At 61.7% G+C, this 19,153-nt stretch carries 12 protein-coding genes and 3 pseudogenes; 8 read left to right on the top strand and 7 right to left on the bottom strand.

The genetic code is table 11. The annotated features are described in order from the left end of the window. Positions 1-125: 125 nt before the first annotated feature. From RPC_RS05130 to RPC_RS05110, 5 genes are all read right to left on the bottom strand, one after another. On the bottom strand, positions 126-848 hold the full coding sequence (locus RPC_RS05130; protein WP_011471491.1) for an ABC transporter ATP-binding protein: 723 nt from the start codon (positions 846-848) through the stop codon (positions 126-128). Then, a complete protein-coding gene (locus RPC_RS05125) occupies positions 845-2,629 on the bottom strand; it encodes a branched-chain amino acid ABC transporter ATP-binding protein/permease (RefSeq protein ID WP_011471490.1) in 1,785 nt (594 codons plus the stop codon). Before RPC_RS05125 ends, RPC_RS05130 begins: the two co-directional genes overlap by 4 nt. 1 nt (position 2,630) lies before the next feature. Beyond that, positions 2,631-3,491: a branched-chain amino acid ABC transporter permease gene (locus RPC_RS05120; RefSeq protein WP_011471489.1), complete on the bottom strand. Its 861-nt coding sequence runs from the start codon at positions 3,489-3,491 to the stop codon at positions 2,631-2,633. A 77-nt stretch (positions 3,492-3,568) separates the two neighbouring features. Continuing rightward, complete coding sequence (locus tag RPC_RS05115) at positions 3,569-4,747, bottom strand: ABC transporter substrate-binding protein (RefSeq protein WP_011471488.1); 1,179 nt, start codon at positions 4,745-4,747, stop codon at positions 3,569-3,571. A 147-nt stretch (positions 4,748-4,894) separates the two neighbouring features. Then, the gene (locus RPC_RS05110) at positions 4,895-6,460 is read right to left on the bottom strand and encodes a benzoate-CoA ligase family protein (RefSeq protein WP_011471487.1); all 1,566 of its coding nucleotides are present in this window, start codon (positions 6,458-6,460) and stop codon (positions 4,895-4,897) included. A gap of 165 nt (positions 6,461-6,625) precedes the next feature. On the opposite strand from RPC_RS05110, the gene hcrC reads away from it, so the two are divergent. Genes hcrC through hcrB form a run of 3 tightly spaced genes read left to right on the top strand, consistent with a single transcriptional unit; the run spans position 6,626 to position 10,430 of the window. Next, positions 6,626-7,117, top strand: a complete 492-nt coding sequence (gene hcrC, locus RPC_RS05105) for a 4-hydroxybenzoyl-CoA reductase subunit gamma (RefSeq protein WP_011471486.1) — start codon at positions 6,626-6,628, stop codon at positions 7,115-7,117. Continuing rightward, on the top strand, positions 7,114-9,450 hold the full coding sequence (gene hcrA, locus RPC_RS05100; protein WP_011471485.1) for a 4-hydroxybenzoyl-CoA reductase subunit alpha: 2,337 nt from the start codon (positions 7,114-7,116) through the stop codon (positions 9,448-9,450). Before hcrC ends, hcrA begins: the two co-directional genes overlap by 4 nt. Further along, positions 9,447-10,430, top strand: coding sequence for a 4-hydroxybenzoyl-CoA reductase subunit beta (hcrB, locus tag RPC_RS05095; RefSeq protein ID WP_011471484.1), 984 nt, complete (start codon positions 9,447-9,449; stop codon positions 10,428-10,430). The genes hcrA and hcrB overlap by 4 nt, the downstream gene beginning before the upstream one ends. Positions 10,431-10,463: 33 nt before the next feature. On the opposite strand, the gene RPC_RS05090 is transcribed toward hcrB, so the two are convergent. Beyond that, positions 10,464-11,189 carry a Crp/Fnr family transcriptional regulator gene (locus RPC_RS05090; protein WP_011471483.1) on the bottom strand — a complete coding sequence of 242 codons (726 nt, stop codon included), beginning with the start codon at positions 11,187-11,189 and terminating at the stop codon, positions 10,464-10,466. A 193-nt stretch (positions 11,190-11,382) separates the two neighbouring features. On the opposite strand from RPC_RS05090, the gene RPC_RS05085 reads away from it, so the two are divergent. From RPC_RS05085 to gltA, 4 genes and pseudogenes are all read left to right on the top strand, one after another. Continuing rightward, positions 11,383-11,565, top strand: a complete 183-nt coding sequence (locus tag RPC_RS05085; protein ID WP_041801424.1) for a hypothetical protein — start codon at positions 11,383-11,385, stop codon at positions 11,563-11,565. 126 nt (positions 11,566-11,691) lie between these two features. Further along, positions 11,692-12,555, top strand: a pseudogene (locus RPC_RS05080) (alpha/beta fold hydrolase). Between the two features lie 23 nt (positions 12,556-12,578). Then, positions 12,579-12,797, top strand: a pseudogene (locus RPC_RS25790) (benzoyl-CoA-dihydrodiol lyase); the annotation flags it as partial. A 699-nt stretch (positions 12,798-13,496) separates the two neighbouring features. Beyond that, positions 13,497-16,481 carry an NADPH-dependent glutamate synthase gene (gltA, locus tag RPC_RS05070; RefSeq protein ID WP_011471481.1) on the top strand — a complete coding sequence of 995 codons (2,985 nt, stop codon included), beginning with the start codon at positions 13,497-13,499 and terminating at the stop codon, positions 16,479-16,481. A 51-nt stretch (positions 16,482-16,532) separates the two neighbouring features. On the opposite strand, the pseudogene RPC_RS26695 reads toward gltA, so the two are convergent. Then, positions 16,533-16,737 (bottom strand): annotated as a pseudogene (locus RPC_RS26695) (integrase core domain-containing protein); the annotation flags it as partial. Positions 16,738-17,445: 708 nt separating this feature from the next. On the opposite strand from RPC_RS26695, the gene RPC_RS05065 reads away from it, so the two are divergent. After that, entirely contained in the window at positions 17,446-19,149 is a 1,704-nt protein-coding gene (locus tag RPC_RS05065; protein WP_011471479.1) for an AAA family ATPase, read from the top strand. The last annotated feature ends 4 nt before the right edge of the window (positions 19,150-19,153 follow it).

Below are 19,153 nucleotides of genomic sequence, written 5' to 3'. Positions count from 1 at the left end.
CGGGAGCATCGACAGCCGGACGCCTTTCTTGCGCAACGCCTCCTCCATCTTGCGTTGATAGTAGGAGGACGCCGGTTTGCGATAAAAGCGCTCCACATGAGCCCCCCCCCCCCCCCCGAGCATCATCATACTCCCAGCATGGTCTTGACCATTTCCTGATCCGCGAGCAACTGCTCCGACGTTCCCTCGAACACGACCTCGCCCTTGGTTAGGATGACGTGCCGATCGACCAATTCGACCAGGTCGTCGAGGTTCTTATCGACGATCACAATCGCAATCCCTTTCGTTGCGATCAATCTCATCGTCTTCCATATCTCGTCGCGCATTTTCGGCGCGAGGCCCTCGGTCGCTTCGTCGATCAGCAGGAGGGTCGGATTGCTCAGCAGAACGCGTCCGATCGTAAGCATCTGCTGCTCTCCACCAGACAGCAGATTGCCCCAAATCTTGCGACGATCGGCGAGCCTTGGAAACATCTCGTAGATCGCCTCGGGCGTCCACTCGACCTGCCCTTCGGGGCCAGGGCGTTCGGCGAACAGCAAATTCTCCTCGACCGAAAGGTTGGGGAAAATCCCCCGTCCCTCCGGGACAAAGCCCATACCGGCCCGCGCCTTGATATTCGGGCGGGCGTCGGTCATATCGCGTCCGTTCAGTAGGATTGACCCACGTTTCGGCTTCAGCAATCCCATCAGCGTGCGCAGCAGCGTGGTCTTGCCCATGCCGTTTCGCCCCAGCAGGCTGACGGTTTCGCCCCGATCGACATGAAAGTTGACGCCGCGCAAGATATGGCTGGGCCCGTAAAACGTATCGATGCCGCGCGCCTTGAGCATCACTTCCGCTATGGCGGTCATGCCGCCCCCTTCATCCTGGCGTGATGGCCGAGATAGGCCTCCAACACCGCCTCGTTGGAGCGGATTTCATCCGGACGTCCACGGGCGAACAGCTTGCCCTGGACCAGGACCGTCAATGTGTCGGCCGCGGCAAACACGGCATCCATGTCGTGCTCGATCACGATGACGGTATGATCGCGGACGAGATCGCGCAGCAGTGCGACGACCCGTTGGGTCTCTTCAGGCCCCATGCCGGCCAGCGGCTCGTCGAGAATCAGCAAATCCGCGCCGCTGGCGATCAGCATCGCGATTTCGAGTTGGCGCTGTTCGCCATTCGATAACTGTCCCGCGATGAAGTCGCCCCGACCGACAAGGCCGGCCACGCTGAGGGCATGATTGATCGCGGCTTCCTCCTGCGCGCGATAGTGACCGTCGCGCAACCGCCAAAACTCATCCTTATGAACCTGGGCCGCAAGGGCGCAGTTCTCTCGCACGCTGAACCGCGGGAAGATGTTGGTGCGCTGATAGGAGCGCCCCAGACCAGCCTGGGCGATTCGATGGGCCGGCCAGCCTGTGACGTCGAGTTCGTCGATTTGCACGCTGCCGGTCGTCGCCGGAAGCGCGCCCGAGAGCAGATTTGTAAACGTGGTCTTCCCAGCACCATTCGGCCCGATGATGGCGTGCACCAAGTTCGCTTCAAACCGTACCGAGACGTCGCTGACGGCGACCAATCCGTTGAAATTCTTGCTCAGCCCCGTGGTCGACAACACCTTGGCAACCCGCGCCGGTCGTTGGGATTCAACATCCCGCCGAATGGGCACCTGATCCTGGCGAGCACGCCTCCATTTGAGAAGGCCTGCGAGCCCGTCCGGCGACATCAACACCGCAACAATGAGGCTCGCACCGGTCCCCAGCCGCCAATGGTCGGCCACGAACGGACCGACGATACTTGCCGTCTTGAGCAGTTCCTCAAGCGAGGCATACGCGAGCGCGCCGAGGATCGGCCCAAATAGAGTGCCGGCGCCTCCAAGCACCACCATCATAATCGCCAAACCGGATTGATGCCAGTTGAGCAGATCCGGCGTGACAAAGCCGTCGATCGAGGCAAATAACGCCCCGGCCAGTCCTGCCAGCATTCCCGCCAAGGTGAACGCGGCCAGCTTGTAGCGATACGCGTTGTAGCCGAGCGAACTCATCCGAACTTCGTTGGCGCGAATGCCCTGCAATACCCGTCCGAACGGCGAGCGCACCAGCGCGAACAGCAGGCAATAGGCTCCCACCAGAACCGCGAGGCAGATATAGTAGAATTGTCGCCGATCTGAGAAGTCGAGTAGACCAAAGCCGAGAATGGTCAGATCAGGCTTGACGTTGATATAGGCTCCATCCGAGCCGTTGGCGATATCGGTGTCATGAAACAGTGCGAACAACATTTGCCCCGCTGCCAGCGTCACCATAATGAAATAGAAGCCCCGCGTCAGTGTTGCAAAGGCACCGACGATGAACGCGACCAGACCTCCGGCCAGCAACCCGGCGCCAAGCGCCACGAGCACGTTGGCGGCCTCTGACTCCGGCGAGACGAAATAGACCGCGTAGGCGCCGCAGCCGAAGAAAGCGGCATGACCGAAGCTGACCAGACCGGTCACCCCAATCAGGAGATCAAGGCTGAGGACGAACGTGGCCAGAATCACGATCCGGGTCATCAGCTTCACCGGATAGGGGCCGGTGAAGAACGGCAGCGCCACGAGACAAGTTAGCAGGAGCGCAAAGAACACGATAACGGTGGGATTGGGGCGGGTCAGCATGTCAGGATCGTCCAAATAGCCCGGCGGGACGCGCCACCAACACCAGGGCCATCAGCGCATAAATAACGATGCTGGAAAATTGCGGCAAAAACACCTTGCCAAAAGCGTCCGCCAGACCGATCAGCAACGATCCGATGAGCGCGCCACGCACCGAACCGATTCCGCCGATCACGACGACGACAAAGGAGACGATCAACACCCGGTCGCCGATCCCCGGATAGGCGCTTTCGATTGGCGCAGCCAACATGCCCGCGGTCGCGGCCAAGGCAACACCGGTGGCAAACACCATCCGGAAGATCAATCGCGAGTCGAAGCCGAGCGCCTCGACCATTTCCCGGTTCGACTCGGCCGCCCGGATCAGCCGCCCGACCCTGGTCTTCCGGATCACAAAGGCCATCATGATCGCCAGGGCGACGCAGATCGCCATCAACGCCAGCCGGTAAACCGGATAGCTCAGGCCTTCCGTCAGCCGAACGCTTGCCGAAAGATAGCTCGGCGCCGGAATTGCGTGCGGGTAGGAACCCCAGATCACTTGCTGAAGCTCGTTGAAGACGAGGATCAGCGCGAAGGTCAGCAGCACCTGCTGCAAATGGTCCCGATCATAGAGATGACGGATGAACAGCCACTCGATCAATAAACCCAGCGCAAAGGCAAGCGGAATCCCTGCCGCCAGCGCAAGAAAGACGTCGCCGAACACACCGGTCAGCGACAACGCCATATAGGCGCCCAGCATGTAGAATGAACCGTGAGAAAGATTGATGACGCCAAGAATGCCGAATACGAGCGTCAAGCCGCTCGCGGCCAAAAAGATCACCAATCCTGTTTGCAGTCCATTCAGGAACTGGATGAGTATGAGAATCATGGACACCGACCGACGTTCTGAATGACCCGAAAGAGGCCGGCGTGAGACCGCCCGCCTCTTGTTCGCGACCGACGCTATCAGGCCAGCTTGCAGCCATTGGCTTCGTCGGCCACCGCAGGGGCGGCCAGGCCGAGATGGGTGTTCTTGCCGCCCTTCAGTTCGCGCAGGTAAAAGTTCTGCACGGGATTGTGCGCTGCGGACAGCTTGAAAGGCCCGCGCGGACTGTTGAACGATGCCGCCGCCATGGTGGCGTTCAATTCCTTGCGTTTGGAGACATCGCCGCTGACGGCCTTCAGACCGATATTGAGCAATTGCGCCGCATCCCACCCCTGGACTGCGAACACATCCGGTGGGCTTTTGTAGGCTGCCTCGAATGACTTAACGAAGGCCAGATTCTCCGCGTTGTCGAGATCGCCGGCATAGTGCAGCACCGTCTTGATGCCGTCGCCGGCCGGACCCGCGGCGGCTTCAACGCCGTCCGTCAGGAAGCCGGGTCCCCAAAGCGGAATGCCGAGTCTTGCCGCGGCGTAGTCCTTGATGAACTTGAGTGCGCCGCCGCCGGAGAAGAACGCATAGACGCAATCGGGCTTCAGCGACGCGACTTCGGCCAGCGCCGACTGAAACTCGACGTCGGGGAATGCGATGGTGATGTCCTTTAGAATTTCGCCTTTTCCGGCGCTGAAGGATTTCTTGAAGCCGCTGACCATTTCTTCACCCGCGGCGTATTTCCAGGTGACCGTCACCGCCTTCTTGTGTCCCGCCTTGAGCATGGCATCGCCGGTAGCGCGACCGATCTGGCCATTGGCGAACGAGGTCCGGAACACGTTCTCTGCGCACATCGCGCGGGTGATGATGTCCGCACCGGCATTGGGCACAATGGTCGGTATGCCGTCTTCGCGCGCGATCTTGACCATCGCCATCGCAACGCCCGAATGCACGGTGCCCATCAGAATGTCCGCCTTCTCGCCCTGGATCAGCTTGGTCGTCAACTCGGTCGCCTTGGGCGGCGCGGACTCATCATCGACCTTGACGAACGAGACGCTTCGTCCGGCGAGTTTCCCGCCCTGCGCCCCGACGTAGAGCTCGAGGCCACGGGTGATCGCTTCGCCCAACGGGGCATAAGTGCCGCTATAGGGCAGCAACAGCCCGATCTTGATCGGCCCCGATTGCGCGTAGGACGACCGAATGAACGGACCGCACGCCAAGGCGGCGCCAGCGGACGCTCCAATAGATAACAAACGACGTCGGTTTATCATAGTTACCTCCCTTGAGTGTTATTGTGGCGCGCTTCCGCGAGGAATCCGCCTCTCTCATTTCTTGGTTTGGTACTACATTACGATTGCGTCGGGCGGGACAATCGTTCGGCCAGCGACGGGATCTAAAGTCGTATGAGTCGGGCGGAGTCAATGTGCTGAACCGTTCTGGTCCACCACCATCTCACGCAACATATAACGTTGCAGCTTGCCGCTCGACGTCTTCGGAAGTTCATCTACGACTCTTATCCAACGCGGGTACTTCCAGGGGCCGATCGAACGCTTGACGTGTTCCTTGAGCTCATCGAACAACACACTGATGTTTTCTTCCCGCGAGGCGAGCACGACGAAGGCCTTCGGCTTGATCAGTCCATCCAGATCTTCTGCCGGTATCACCGCCGCCTCGGCGATCTTGGCATGGCTCATCAGCGCTTCTTCGATTTCGAAGGGCGACACCCATATGCCGCTGACCTTGAACATATCGTCGCTGCGGCCGCGGTAGGTGTACACGCCATCGGCACGGCGGTGATACTTGTCCCCCGTTCGTGTCCATTCGCCTATGAAGGTCGTCCGCGACTTGTCACGCTGATTCCAGTAGCCCGCGGCGGCGGATCCGCCGTTCACCAGCAACTCGCCGATCGCGTCGTCGGCGATGTCGCGCCCCTGTTCGTCTACCAGCTTCAGACGATATCCCTCCACCGGAAATCCCGACGTCCCGTATTCCACCGCGTTCGGAAGATTGGTCAGGAACAGATGCCCCATCTCGGTCGAGCCGACGCCATTGACGATGTCCCGCCCAAAACGGCTTCGCCAATTCAATCCGACCTGTGCGGGCAGCGGCTCGCCGGCGGAAACGCACAGGCGAAGTCGCTCCGGCAGTCGCTCGTCCTTGCTATTCTGATCAGCAAGAATCGCGGCATACAGAGTCGGCACGGCGAACAACAGGGTCGGCTGGTGAACCTGCAATACGTGAAACACGGATTCGGCAGTCGGCCGCTCCGGGTAAAGCACCGATGTCGCCCCAACCCACATCGAGCAAAACATCGCGTTCCCAAGACCGTAGGCGAAGAACAGCTTTGCCGCCGAGAAGACGACGTCATCCTCGCGATAGCCAATTCGACGCTGGCCGGCACTCTGGGCCATGAAACGTGGGCTGGAGTGAACGTGCATGACGCCCTTGGGCATGCCTGTTGTGCCCGACGAATACTGCCAATATGCAACATCATCGGCACAGGTGCTGGCCGGCGCTCCGCCCTCGTTTTCCGCCGCGAGAATATCCCTCAAATTTAGCGCCGACGACGGTTCGTCGCCGACCGCAATGATCGACCGGAGGTGGGGGAGATCGGCCGCGGCTTCCTCGATCAACGGCAGCAGGTTGGTCGATACGAAGACCGCCTTTGACCGAGAATCCTCCAGAAGGTAACGGTACTGATCGGCTGTCAGCCGGGTGTTGAGCAGCACCGGAACGATACCGGCACGGATCGCCCCCCAGAACAGAATGGGAAACTCAACGATGTCCTGCAGAATCAGCGCGATACGGCTTTCCTGCTCGATGCCAAGCCGCGCCAACATCGGGCCGACCCTGGCCGCCGCGTCGCTTAGCTCGTCATAGCATATCCTACGCGACGGATCGATGAAGGCGGTCTTATCGCCTCGACCTTCCGCGACATTGCGATCCACAAAATCGACCGCCGCATTGTAGTCACGTAGCGGCATGGCGCTCCCTACCCTGGCATCTTGACCTCGCCTAGCATGCGGCCGCGTTCGCCTCCTTGACTTTTGCTAGGTGCTGAACCTCAAAATCGGCAAATCATCACGCCTTGACTTTAGTCATGGAAGCCTCGTGCCGGCGCCGACAGTCTGACGGCGAGGGAGCGGCCCATGCACGAACCGATGCCACGGCAACACAAGCGATTGCTACGCCTGAAGGTCAACGGACGCTGGCGCGAGGACGCGGTCGCCGACGGCCTGATGCTGATCGACTACCTGCGCGATGTGGTCGGCCTGACCGGGGCCAAGACCGGCTGCGACGGCGGCGAATGCGGCGCTTGCACCGTGCTGATCGACGACGAAGCCGTACTGTCCTGCCTCACGCTTGTTGTGCGCTGCGAAAGCAGTCACGTCGAAACCATCGAAGGCCTGGCAACCAAGGGTGGCCTCAATCGGCTGCAACAGGCCTTTCACGAACGGCTCGGCACGCAATGCGGATTCTGTACGCCAGGAATGATCATGGCTGCGGAAAGCTTGCTGCGGCGCAATCCGTCTCCCACCGAGGCCGAAATTCGGACAGCGCTCTCGGGCAATCTCTGCCGCTGCACCGGATACACGAAGATACTCGAATCAGTTCAGGCAGCCGCGGAGCTGGCGCCATGACGGCGGGGCCGATGCCACAGGGCGGCCTCGACCGGACCGGATTCCCGCTGATCGACGGCATCGAGAAGGTCACCGGGCGGGCCCGCTACACTGCGGACCTCAACCATAGTGAAGCCCTCGTCGCGCGCATCCTGCGCAGTCCGATCAGCCACGGTGACATCGTCAGGCTCGACATCAGCAAGGCGCTCGCGTTGGAGGGCGTCTTGGCGGTGGTCACCGGCGAGGATTGCCCGTTTACCTACGGCGTGCTGCCGATCGCCATGAACGAACATCCGATGGCGCGCGGGCGGCTCCGCTATCGCGGCGAGCCGATCGCCGCGGTGGCGGCGGTTGATGCCGCAACCGCGCAGCGCGCGATCGACTTGATTGAACTCGAATTGCGCGAGCTCCCGGCCTACTATGATTCAGCAAGCGCCCGCGCTCCGGACGCGCTGCTGTTGCACGACCACAAGCCCGGCAATATCGAGCGGGAGGTCCACAACGAGTTCGGCGATCTCGCTGCCGGCTTCGAGGCGGCAGATCTGGTTCGGGAGCACAATTTCAACTGCGCCGAGGTCAATCACGCCCAGATCGAGCCCCATGCCTGCCTGATGGACTACGATCCGATCAACGGCCGGCTGACCGCGCAGAGCGTCTCCCAGGTCGGCTATTATCTGCATCTGATGCTGGCGCGGTGCCTCGACATCGATCAGTCGCGCATTCGGGTGATCAAACCGTTCGTCGGCGGCGGCTTCGGGGCACGCGTTGAGGTCCTGAACTTCGAGATCATCACTGCGCTGCTGGCGCGCAAGGCCAGCGCCAAGGTGTCGATGCGCCTCACACGCGAGGAGACTTTCGTCACCCATCGGGCGCGGCCGCAGACCGATGTCAGACTAAAGATCGGCATGAAGCGCGACGGTCGGCTCACCGCCTGCGCCTGTGAAGTCGTGCAGCGCGGCGGCGCCTATGCGGGATACGGTATCGTCACCATCCTCTATGCCGGCGCATTGCTGCAGGGCCTGTACGATATTCCAGCGATCCGATACGACGGCTATCGGGTGTATACCAATCTGCCTCCCTGCGGCGCGATGCGGGGGCACGGTTCGGTCGACGTCCGTCACGCGTTCGAAACCCTGATTGATCGGATGGCGCGCGAACTCGGCCTCGATCCGTTCGCGGTACGCCGCGCCAATCTGTTGACGGCGCCGACGCGGACACTGAACGACCTGATGGTGAACAGCTATGGGCTCGCCGATTGCCTCGATAAGGTCGAGCGCGCCAGCGGATGGCACGAGCGAATCGGGCGGATGCCGCCGGGCAAAGGGCTCGGCATGGCCTGCTCGCACTATGTCAGCGGATCGGCCAAACCGATACACTTCACCGGCGAGCCCCACGCGGTGGTCGCACTCCGACTCGATTTCGACGGCGGCGTAACGGCGCTGACCGGCGCGGCCGATATCGGCCAGGGCTCCTCCACCGTGGTGGCCATCACGGTCGCGGAGACATTGGGCATCGCGCTGAACCGGGTGCGGGTGATTTCCGGCGACTCCGCGGTCACACCGAAGGACAATGGCGCCTACTCGTCGCGCATCACCTTCATGGTCGGCAACGCCGCGATCGATGCGGCCAAACAACTGAAGGACATCCTCATCGCCGCGGCGGCGCGCAAGCTCGAAGCCAGTCCCGATCAAGTGCAATGCGGGGGCGAGACGTTCTATGTCGGCAGCGGCGCGCAGGCCGCGCTGTCGTTCGCGGAGGTCGTGGCGGCCGCGCTGGTCGCCGAGGGCGCGATCACCGTCAAGGGCTCTTTCACCTGCCCGCCCGAATCCCAGGGTGGCAAACATCGCGGCGGCGCGGTCGGCTCCACCATGGGCTTCAGCTACGCCGCCCAAGTGGTCGAGGTCAGCGTCGATGACGCGACCGGCTTGATCGCGATCGAAAAGGTGTGGACCGCGCTCGACTGTGGACGCGCCATCAATCCGCTGGCGGTGGTCGGTCAGGTGCAGGGCGCGGTGTGGATGGGAATGGGACAGGCGCTGAGCGAGGAAACCCGGTATCTCGACGGTTTGCCCGCCCATGCCAGCTTCCTCGAATATCGCATGCCGACGATGGCGGAATCCCCGCCGATCGAGGTGCAAATCGTCGAAAGCCACGATCCGTTCGGCCCGTTCGGCGCCAAAGAAGCTAGCGAGGGAGCGCTGGCCGGATTTCCGCCGGCGATGGTCAATGCCGTCGCCAATGCGATCGGCGTCGATCTCGATGATTTGCCGGTGACGCCGGATCGCGTCGTCGATGCGCTTGTCCGGCGACGGCGCGAGGCAAGACGGACCAATCCCGCGAGGGCCACATCATGAACGCGCTGCACCCGCTGCGTCTGGTTCAACCCGGCACCGTCAACGAGGCCGTTGCCGCACTGGTGGAGAATCCTGAAGCCCGTCTGGTGGCCGGCGGCACCGACCTGCTGGTTAACATGCGCCGCGGCGTGCAGCAGCCGAATCTGCTGGTCGATGCCTCCGGAATCCCTGAGATCAAACAACTGACCTTGAATGCCGATGAAGTGACAATCGGCGCTGGCGTCACTATCGCGACACTTGCCAATGACGCCCTGATCGCATCGCGCTATCGGGCCTTGGCCGAGGCGGCCAGAACCATCGCGGGTCCCAGCCACCGCAAGGTCGGCACGGTGGGCGGCAATCTGTGCCTCGACACCCGCTGTATTTACTATAACCAGAGCGAATGGTGGCGCCAAGCCAACTCATACTGCCTGAAGAATCGGGGCGAGACCTGCCACGTCGCTCCCAACGGGAACCGGTGCCACGCCGCCTTCAGCGGCGATCTGGCTCCCGCGCTGCTGGTACTCCGCGCCGAAATCGATATCGCGGGACCGAATGGCGTCCGCCGCATACCGCTTTCCGAATTTTATGCTGAAGACGGCAAGGCGCACCTGACCCTGCAGCCCGCAGAGGTCGTGGTCAAGGTACGGCTGCCGACAAATCAAATCACTTCGAGCTATCAAAAAGTTCGGGTGCGCGGCGCCATCGACTACCCCCTGGCGGGCGTCGCCGTGGCGCTGTCGCGGTCCGGCCCTGATATCGCGCAGTTGCGGATCGCGCTGACCGGCACCAACTCCCGTCCGTTCCTGCTCGCCGGAACGGACGCGTTCGAGCGGCGCCCGCTCGACGACCAGATGCTGAAGGAGATCGATCGACGGGTGCAGCAGCAAGTGCAGCCGATGCGAACCACACTGATGTCGGCCAACTACCGGCGGCTTGCTGCTGCCGGCATCGCCCGCCGCCTCACGACCGCGCTGTTCAACGCTCTCGAGGTGGCTTGATCGCCGGGCGGCAGCGCCACACGCGTTGCCGCTCTAGCGCATCACCTGTAGCGTGCCGCGCACGGCGCTGCGACCGTCGGCTGCCAGCTTACGCAATCTGGCTACGTCGCGGACCGCAACTTGGGACGCAACGACCGTGACGCCGATGCTCCGCAGTTTTGCGAAGGCCCGCGACAACGACTCTGGGGTCAGACCCAACTCCCCCGCGATCAAGGTCTTGTCGTAGGGCAAGACCAGCCTACAGGCCCCCTGCTCCGTCAGCGCGAGCGAAGCGAGGAATTCCGCAAGACGCTGCACACCGCTCTGCGCCTTGAGCTGCTCCACCCGCTGCACCAGATAGTGCATCTGCTGACAGATCGAGGCGATCATCGGTACCGAAATATCGGGATTGTGGCGAATGCAACGGACCAAATGATCGGCCGGAATTCGCGCCACGCGGGCTTCGGTGACAGCCTCCGCCGTCGCAAGATAGCGACTGCCGGTGAGCGCCGCGGCCTCCGCGAAACTGCCGCCTTTGGTCATGATCTCGATGACCGATTCGTCGCCGGCGACGTTGCTGCGAAACAGCTTCACCCAACCGTCGATGACAATAAAGAAAGCGGTCGCCGGTTCGTCCTGCGGAACGATTGGCTCGCGCGCCCGCACGATGATCGCCGTAGCCGGTGCGATCATGTGCGCGACGGTTTCTGCCTTTAGTCCACGAAAGACGGCGATCCGCGTGATGATCTGCAGATCACCGCCGGTCAGTTTCGATGCCATCGAGGACGCTCACTCCCTATTTGACCTGACTAGAGCCCATTCGCGAACGGGTGATCCTTGATCGCCGTCAACTATTTTCGGCATTTCAGTGCCAAATTATGCTGCGTTGCAGCGTAAGCTGGGATGGTTAGAGCGCATGTGAGCGCGTGCGCAACAACTCGCACGCGAGCTGTTTGCGACCCAGTAAGCCATCATGGGAGCGGTCTACGGCATCACCAGCCCGAGGTTGCAGATTCCACAATTGCTGGACCTTTATCGCAAAGGAGGCCTCAGACTCGACGAGCTGATCACCAAGACCTATCCGGACGAGATCAATATCGGATATGCCGATCTGGAGGCCGGCAAGAATCTGCGCGGGGTCGTCGTCTTTGATTGAGCCCCGCCGTGGCCCACGCCGAAGCCTAAGTGTTTCCGGAGGCCGACGGAGATAGTCTGTTGGAAACGAAAGCCTTCGTGGGCTTCAGGATCACGCGTTCGGCAAGCCTATCGACAGGGGGCGCGATTGAGTCCATTGAACCCCACCGGCACGTTGAAGATCAACGATGCCGAGCTGGAATATCGCTTCGTCGGCCCGCTACCCGACGAGGCGCCGACGCTGGTGTTGCTGCATGAAGGGTTGGGCTCGGCGGCGCTCTGGTATGAGTTTCCAGAAGAACTAGCCGAGGCCACCGGAGCCGGCGTGTTTGCCTATTCGCGGGCCGGGTATGGCAGCTCGACGCCGACGCCGCTTCCACGGCCGCTCGACTACATGCAAAGCGAGGCATTGCAGGTGCTGCCGCGCGTGCTCGACGCCATTGTCTTTCGGCGCGGGCTGCTGATCGGCCATTCCGACGGCGCCTCGATCGCCACGCTGTATGCCGGCTACGTCGAGGATCATCGAATTCGCGGCGTGTCACTGATCGCACCGCATTTTATTGTCGAGGATATCTCGGTGAGTTCAATCGCCGAGATCCGACAGACCTATGAGACCACCGAGCTGCGCTCAAAACTGTCGCGCTGGCACGCCGACGTCGATAACGCCTTCTATGGCTAGAATGACGCCTGGCTCGATCCGGCGTTTCGCGCCTGGGACATCTCTGAATCCCTCGCCTATATCCGCGTCCCGCTGCAGATCGTGCAGGGCGGCGATGATCACTACGGCACGGTGCGGCAGATCGAGATCGCACGCGAGAAGTGCACCTGCCCGCTGGAGGTGAGTCTGATCGCAGGGGCAGCGCATTCGCCACAGCGGGAAGCCGCGGCCGAGACGCTCGCGATCATCGTCGATTTCGCGAAACGCGTCCTTGCGCTACACGGAGAGACAGCCAGCGGCGGCCAGACCAGGCGCGTTGTGCACAAGAAAGCAGATATTTCTCGCCTGCCCTAGACGCGGTGCTAGTATGCACTATCGGCGCCTATCCGATGAGCCACGGGCTAACTCGGTTACAATCGCGTTTTCAGTCGGAGCCCGATGACGTCGCACGGGCGCAAAAGACAATCGGCGAGGCGCTTGACGCCGAAGCTGCGGAGAGCCGCGGCCTGGTCACCTTCGCGCTCGATGACGTCGACTGGGACGACGAGGTGCGGGTATTTCTCGAAGAACGCGCCTCGTTCTCGCCGGACAGCCTCAACCGTCAGATCGGCGAATTCAAGGACATCGAGGCCACACCGGACGGCATACTGATCGATGACGCGACCTGGACGAAGCGTCGCAACGAATGGCTACCCTCGACCGACGACGGCGACTTCGTCGCCTCGCTGATGGTGCCGGTGAGCGAACCGGGCCAATACGCGCCTTGGATTTCGCCGCCCAGGGTCGGCATCGACAATCGCCCCGGCGATTTCGAATACGTGAAGATCGAGACCTCGCTGTCGATCAAACCTGGTCCGGATCTGCGAGTTTCGGAGTCGGCCTTGCGTTCGTCCGCCGGGCTCGCTCGCGAGATCGGCGCGCGGTCGCTCGGAACGATCGACCATGATCGCGGTTCGGCCTCTTGGTCTATCGTACCGCCGAAGCGCGCATCGAAGCGCTCCGCCGCCGGCTGCAGGGGCTCACCACCAATCCCGGCGCCGCGCTAATGGTTGAGCTTCGGCCCTTCGAGAACGGCGGCGTGTGCAGGCTGACTTTCTTGACCTGGCTCAGCTTGGCTGCCTGCGCCAACGATAGGGTTGGGCAAGACCCTCCTCGTTGCTCGCCACGTATATGCCGCGCGCCGCCCGGCGCGACATGACCGAAGTCAAATCAATTTGGCACCCGTCGGCTATTTTGGGCTGATTTCTCCTCACCCCTTAAGAAGCCGTGCGTCGGCTTCGAACGGATATGTCAACATGTATCAAATTGTGCGACGCGAGCAGTTCTCGGACACGACCTTCCTCTGGGATGTCGAGGCGCCGGACATCGCGGCTTCCGCCGAGCCGGGCCATTTCGTCATGCTGCGGCTTTATGATGGGGCCGAGCGCATCCCGCTCACCGTCGCCGACTTCGACCGCAAGAAGGGCCTCGTCACCATCGTCGTCCAGGCGCTGGGCAAGACCACGCGGGAAATGCGCGACAAGTTCAAGACCGGTGACACGTTCGAGGATTTCGTCGGCCCCCTCGGGCTGCCCCAGCATATCGACAAGGCCGGCCACGTCGTGTTCGTCGGCGGCGGCCTGGGCGTGGCGCCGATCTTCCCGCAATTGCGGGCGTTCAAGGAAGCCGGCGCGCGCACCACCGCGATCATGGGCTTCCGCAGCAAGGATCTGGTGTTCTGGGAGGACAAGTTCCGCGAATACGCCGATGAACTCATCATCTGCACCGATGACGGCAGCTACGGCGAGCCCGGCTTCGTCACCGCGGCGCTGAAGCGCGTCGTCGAGGAGCAGAAGCCCGACAAGGTGGTGGCGATCGGCCCGATGCCGATGATGCACGCCTGCGTCGAGACCACGCGGCCCTTTGGCGTCAAGACCATGGTGTCGCTGAACACCATCATGGTCGACGGCACCGGCATGTGCGGCTCCTGCCGCGTCACGGTCGGCACCGAGGTGAAATTCGCCTGCGTCGACGGCCCGGATTTCGACGGCCATCTGGTCGACTTCAAGGAACTGCACGCCCGCCAAAACCGCTTCAAGACCGAGGAAGACAAGGCGAACGAACATTTCGCCCATGTCTGCAATCTCGAGAAGCAGCTGATCGTCGACGGCAAGCGCAACTACAAGAAGCTGGCGACGCTGGCCCCGCACCAGACGCCGATGCCGGAGCGCAACGCGCAGGATCGCGCCACCAATTTCAAGGAAGTCAATCTCGGCTATTCGGTCGAGGAGGCGCTGCGCGAGGCCGAGCGCTGCATCCAATGCATCGAACCGACCTGCATCGCCGGCTGCCCGGTGGGCATCGATATTCCCGTCTTTATCCGCAACATCCTGCTGCGCGACTTCGATGCGGCGCTGGAGACGATCTACGAATCGAGCGTCTTCCCGTCGATCTGCGGCCGCGTCTGCCCGCAGGAGACGCAATGCGAGGCGCAGTGCATCATCCGCCGCTACAAGAAGCACGAGCCGGTCGCGATCGGCCGTCTCGAACGCTTCGTCGGCGATAACGCGCGCGCGCCCAAGGGCAAGCCGATCGACCTGTCCAACACCATCGGCAAGGTGGCGATCGTCGGCTCCGGCCCCGCAGGCCTCGCCGCCGCGGCAGATCTCACGCGTTACGGCGTGGAGACGACGGTGTACGAAGCCCTGCATGTGCTGGGCGGCGTGTTGCAATACGGCATCCCGTCGTTCCGGCTGCCGCGCAACATCATCGACCGCGAAATCCAGCGCCTGAAGGACATCGGCGTCAAATTCGAAACCAACAAGGTGGTCGGCAAGACTTTCACCATCGACCAGCTGATGAACGACCGCGGCTACGATGCGATGTTCGTTGCGGCGGGCGCCGGCGCGCCGACCTTCCTCGGTATCCCCGGCGAATTCGCCGGCCGGGTCTATTCGGCGAATGAATTCCTCACCCGCATCAATCTGATGGGCGGCGACAAATTCCCTTATCTCGATACGCCGGTCAGCGTCGGCCAGAGCGTGATCGTGATCGGCGCCGGCAATACGGCGATGGACTGCCTGCGCGTGGCGCGCCGCATCGGCGCTGCGACGGTGCGCTGCGTCTATCGCCGGTCGGAAGCCGAGGCGCCGGCGCGTATCGAGGAAATCCGCCACGCCAAGGAAGAGGGCGTCGATTTCTTCTTCCTGCATTCCCCGGTAGAGATCCTCGTCACCGAAGCTGGCGTCGTGCGCGCGGTGCGGCTACAGAAGATGGAGCTCGGCGAGCCCGACGAGCGCGGCCGCCGCAAGCCGATCGCGCTCGACGAATTCATCGAGCTCGAATGCGACACGGTGATCTATGCGCTCGGGACCAAGCCGAATCCGATCATCGGCCAGGCAACGCCTGGGCTTGCCCTGAACAAATGGGGCAACATCGCCGCCGCTGACGACACCCAGTCCACCAACATGCCGGGGGTGTTCGCCGGCGGCGACATCGTCACCGGTGGCGCCACGGTCATTCTGGCGATGAGCGCGGGGCGCCGCGCCGCGAAATCGATCGCGGCCTGGCTGCGATTGAACAAGAGCAAGTGGCCCATCACGGCGCAGGAGGCGGACGACTTCGTCGCCGGAAAACTGGCGCCGCCGATCGAGGAGGATGGCGTGGCGCATTGTCCGAAATGTCACCAGCCGCTGGAGAGCTCAGAGGAATACATCTGCTGCGCCGAATCCGAGCTGCAATGGCGCTGCGACGATTGCGCCAAGGTGAGCGAAGGGTTTGCGTTCCCCTACGGCATGTGCCCGCATTGCGGCGGCAAGCTGCAGGCGCTGCATCGCCCCGAGGTGAGCGACGAAGCCGGTCTGGCGGCTATTCGCACCGCTTTCGAAATCGAACTCGGCGGCCGCGCGTTCTATACCAAGGCCGCCAAGGAAACCTCGGATACGACCTTGCAGGAGCTGTTCCTGTCCTTCGCCGGGATGGAAGAGGAACACATGACGACGCTGGCGCAGCGCTATCACATCGCGTTGCCGGACGCCGCGGTGGGCTTCCATCTCGGCACGGCGGCGATCATGGCCGGCGTCAAAGGCAAGATCGACGATCCCGTCACGCTGTTCCAGGCGGCGATCGAGTTCGAACGCCGTGCCGCCGCCTTCTTCAAGACCCGCGTCGACGAGACGCCGGATGGATCGGTCGAACGGCAACTGTATCGCGAACTCGCCGCCGAGGAGGACGAGCACGTCGCCGTGCTGCAGACCGAATTCGCGCGCTGGCAGGAAGGCAAGCGCGGCCTGCTCACCTAGCAGTCTGCTGAAAAACCTAGCCTGCCCCTATCAGGTGGCCCGGGTCGCGTCTTAGTTCATGAGCGGCCTTGGCGCCAAGGCTTGTGTGGCCGGCGAAACCGGCCCGGTTCGTAAAGCCGGCCATCGCACGACTTCGGGTGCCGGCGGCTTCTAGCCCAAGGACGAGTGAGGGCGCTGGGGTGTTATAGCGGCGCCGCCAAGTTTCGATGATAATCCGGGCTTCGGAGAGGCTGCAGAAGATCTCACCGTGGATCATCATTCACGCCGAGCCGAACGGCCGGGGCTCAATGTCGAAGTGCAGGGAACACTGGCTCGATTGACGAATTCGGATGTGTTCCCGAGCTGTTCTGAGGCAGGGGATCAGTGGTAGCGGGAGAGGGATTCATCCGATTACCCCCCTCGATCTCGGACTTTTTACCGTTCGCCGCGCCGCCGGCTGAGGCAACCCGGCGATTGGCGAGCTTCGTCCATAACTACTTTGTTTACCGCCGGTTCACTGCTGGCCATTGAGTAAACGTCAATGCAGCGGTCGAAGCGCTCAACACCCCCCTCGCGACACATTGCCGCCGTTTGCAGGGCATGCCTTCGCCGGCCGCATCACGAGATCGAGCGTTGAGCTGGGCTAGCGTCAGCTCCACGACAAGGCGCCTGACGGCGGTATGTAGCCGCGCCTAGCCCCTTGGCGGACGTTTGATTAAGCTCTAAGGAAGCTCGTATCATAGCCTGTCGCTCATGACCATTCCTTCGTTTGGAGTATCAAGCTTCGTCAGCGATCCACATTCGAGGATAATGAGCTGATTGTTCGAAGAAACCTGCCTGCCTCAAATAGCTTTCTCATTAGCGCCGAAGAATACAGCGCAGATGTTGTTCCCGAGGCGTAAAAATCGTGGCAATCGCTTGATCCGACGAGTACGCTTCCGGAATCCTCAGATTCGTCAAGTCGGAAGGGCTATAAGGGGCGTCGATGCGGGTGGTTTTTAGAGGCCGTGCAACTAGACGCACGAAGCCGTCCCCCCTAGACGAGGGCGACGTACTTGAGCTGCTTGCCAACGATTGGGACGATTTCGGTTTTGGCACTCTCTTTGGCGTCACTTGCCGCGTAGGCGAGGTCTCACTTGATCTAGATTATCTGAGGTTGCTAGTTGAGGACGAAAATCCGAGCCGCGTCAAACTACAACAATTGTTGAGCGACGGGTGGGATGGCAACTTCCCGATTCCTGACACAAACTACATTTCGGTTCCGTCCGACATCTCGTTCTATCAGCAGCTCGAGGGCGTGATCGGCATCGAACGGACCATCGACGTCGCGCTCGCGCTTCGCGATGCCAGCTATCTCGTGAACGTCGTCAGGGACGAGATTGCCGTCGCCCTGACCCAAACCACCGGCTTTGGACGCTCTCTCCAACGCGAACGTGGAAGTATCAAAGCGTATTTCGACGGCTGGCGTGTCCTCGATAATCAGCACATCGCGGTTCTTGATCTCGGATTTGCATTTGAGAACGTGTTCGGAGAGCGATCAGCGCTCGATCTGAAATACCAATCAAGCAGCCCGTTTCCTCACGACATAAACGTCCTGATTGGCCCCAATGGGCACGGAAAATCCCAAGTTCTTCATCAGATGGTTCGGGACTGGATATCGCCTAGCGACGACACCGAGTTCGGGTTCGTCCGTAAGCCAAACCTCAGCCGGATGGTGGTCGTCTCGTACAGTCCTTTCGAGCATTTCCCAGTCGACCTCGCGGGGAAGCGCTTGAAGGACGTTGATGCCTACAAGTATTTCGGCTTTCGCGGCCGCCGTGCTCCGTCGGAAGCCAACAGGCGCGGCCGGATCGCGCTTTCGCACGAATTTCCGAAGAGGGATGCTGCGCGCTCGCTCCTCGATTGCCTCAGCGATGATCAGAAATATCAGTCCATTAGGGATTGGGCGAACAAGGTGCAGACAGTCGAGGGTGTCTTGCGTAGCGCCATCGACTTCGATTTCGCCACCGTGGAGATTCCTTTGGCGCGCCGCGCCCGATCGCTATTCGCGGCGGACACGACTGTAGAGCCACTGAGCATTATGACCGGCGATGACGAAGAGCGCCGTCAGTTCCTGCCAATCGCGTCTGATCGAATAGGCGTTCTAGACGCCGCGAAAGTGTTGGATTCGCTTGTCGAAGAATCCGGTGTTACTTTCTTCAAAGATGAGGAGCCGATCGAGCTGAGCTCCGGCCAACGGCTCTTCGCGTACATCGTGATCAACATTCTCGGCGCTATCAAGAGGAACAGCCTTATCCTGGTCGACGAGCCGGAGTTGTTCCTGCACCCGACGCTGGAGGTTCAGTTCGTGGGCATGCTGAAGCGAATCCTGAAAAGCTTCAACTCGAAGGCCCTGTTGGCGACCCATTCCGTAGTGACGGTACGCGAGGTGCCAGCGGACTGCGTCCACGTGTTCGACAAGGGCGAGGATTTTCTACTGGTCCGTCATCCGCCCTTTCAGACATTCGGCGGTGACATACAGCGCATATCGTCCTACGTGTTTGGCGACAGTCATGTCTCCAAACCGTTCGAGGACTGGATTACGGAGCAACTTGCGGAGTTCGGCTCGGCGGACGAGTTGCTCGCGGCCCTTGGTGACGGGGTCAACGAGGAGCTCATCGTGCGGATCAGGGCCACGGGGCGCGAATAGTAAT

Origin of the sequence: Rhodopseudomonas palustris BisB18 (genome assembly GCF_000013745.1) — a bacterium.
Classification (GTDB): Bacteria; Pseudomonadota; Alphaproteobacteria; order Rhizobiales; family Xanthobacteraceae; genus Rhodopseudomonas_A; species Rhodopseudomonas_A palustris_F.
Note: the sequence above shows the minus strand (reverse complement) of the source record. Positions and strands in the feature narration are given on the sequence as shown.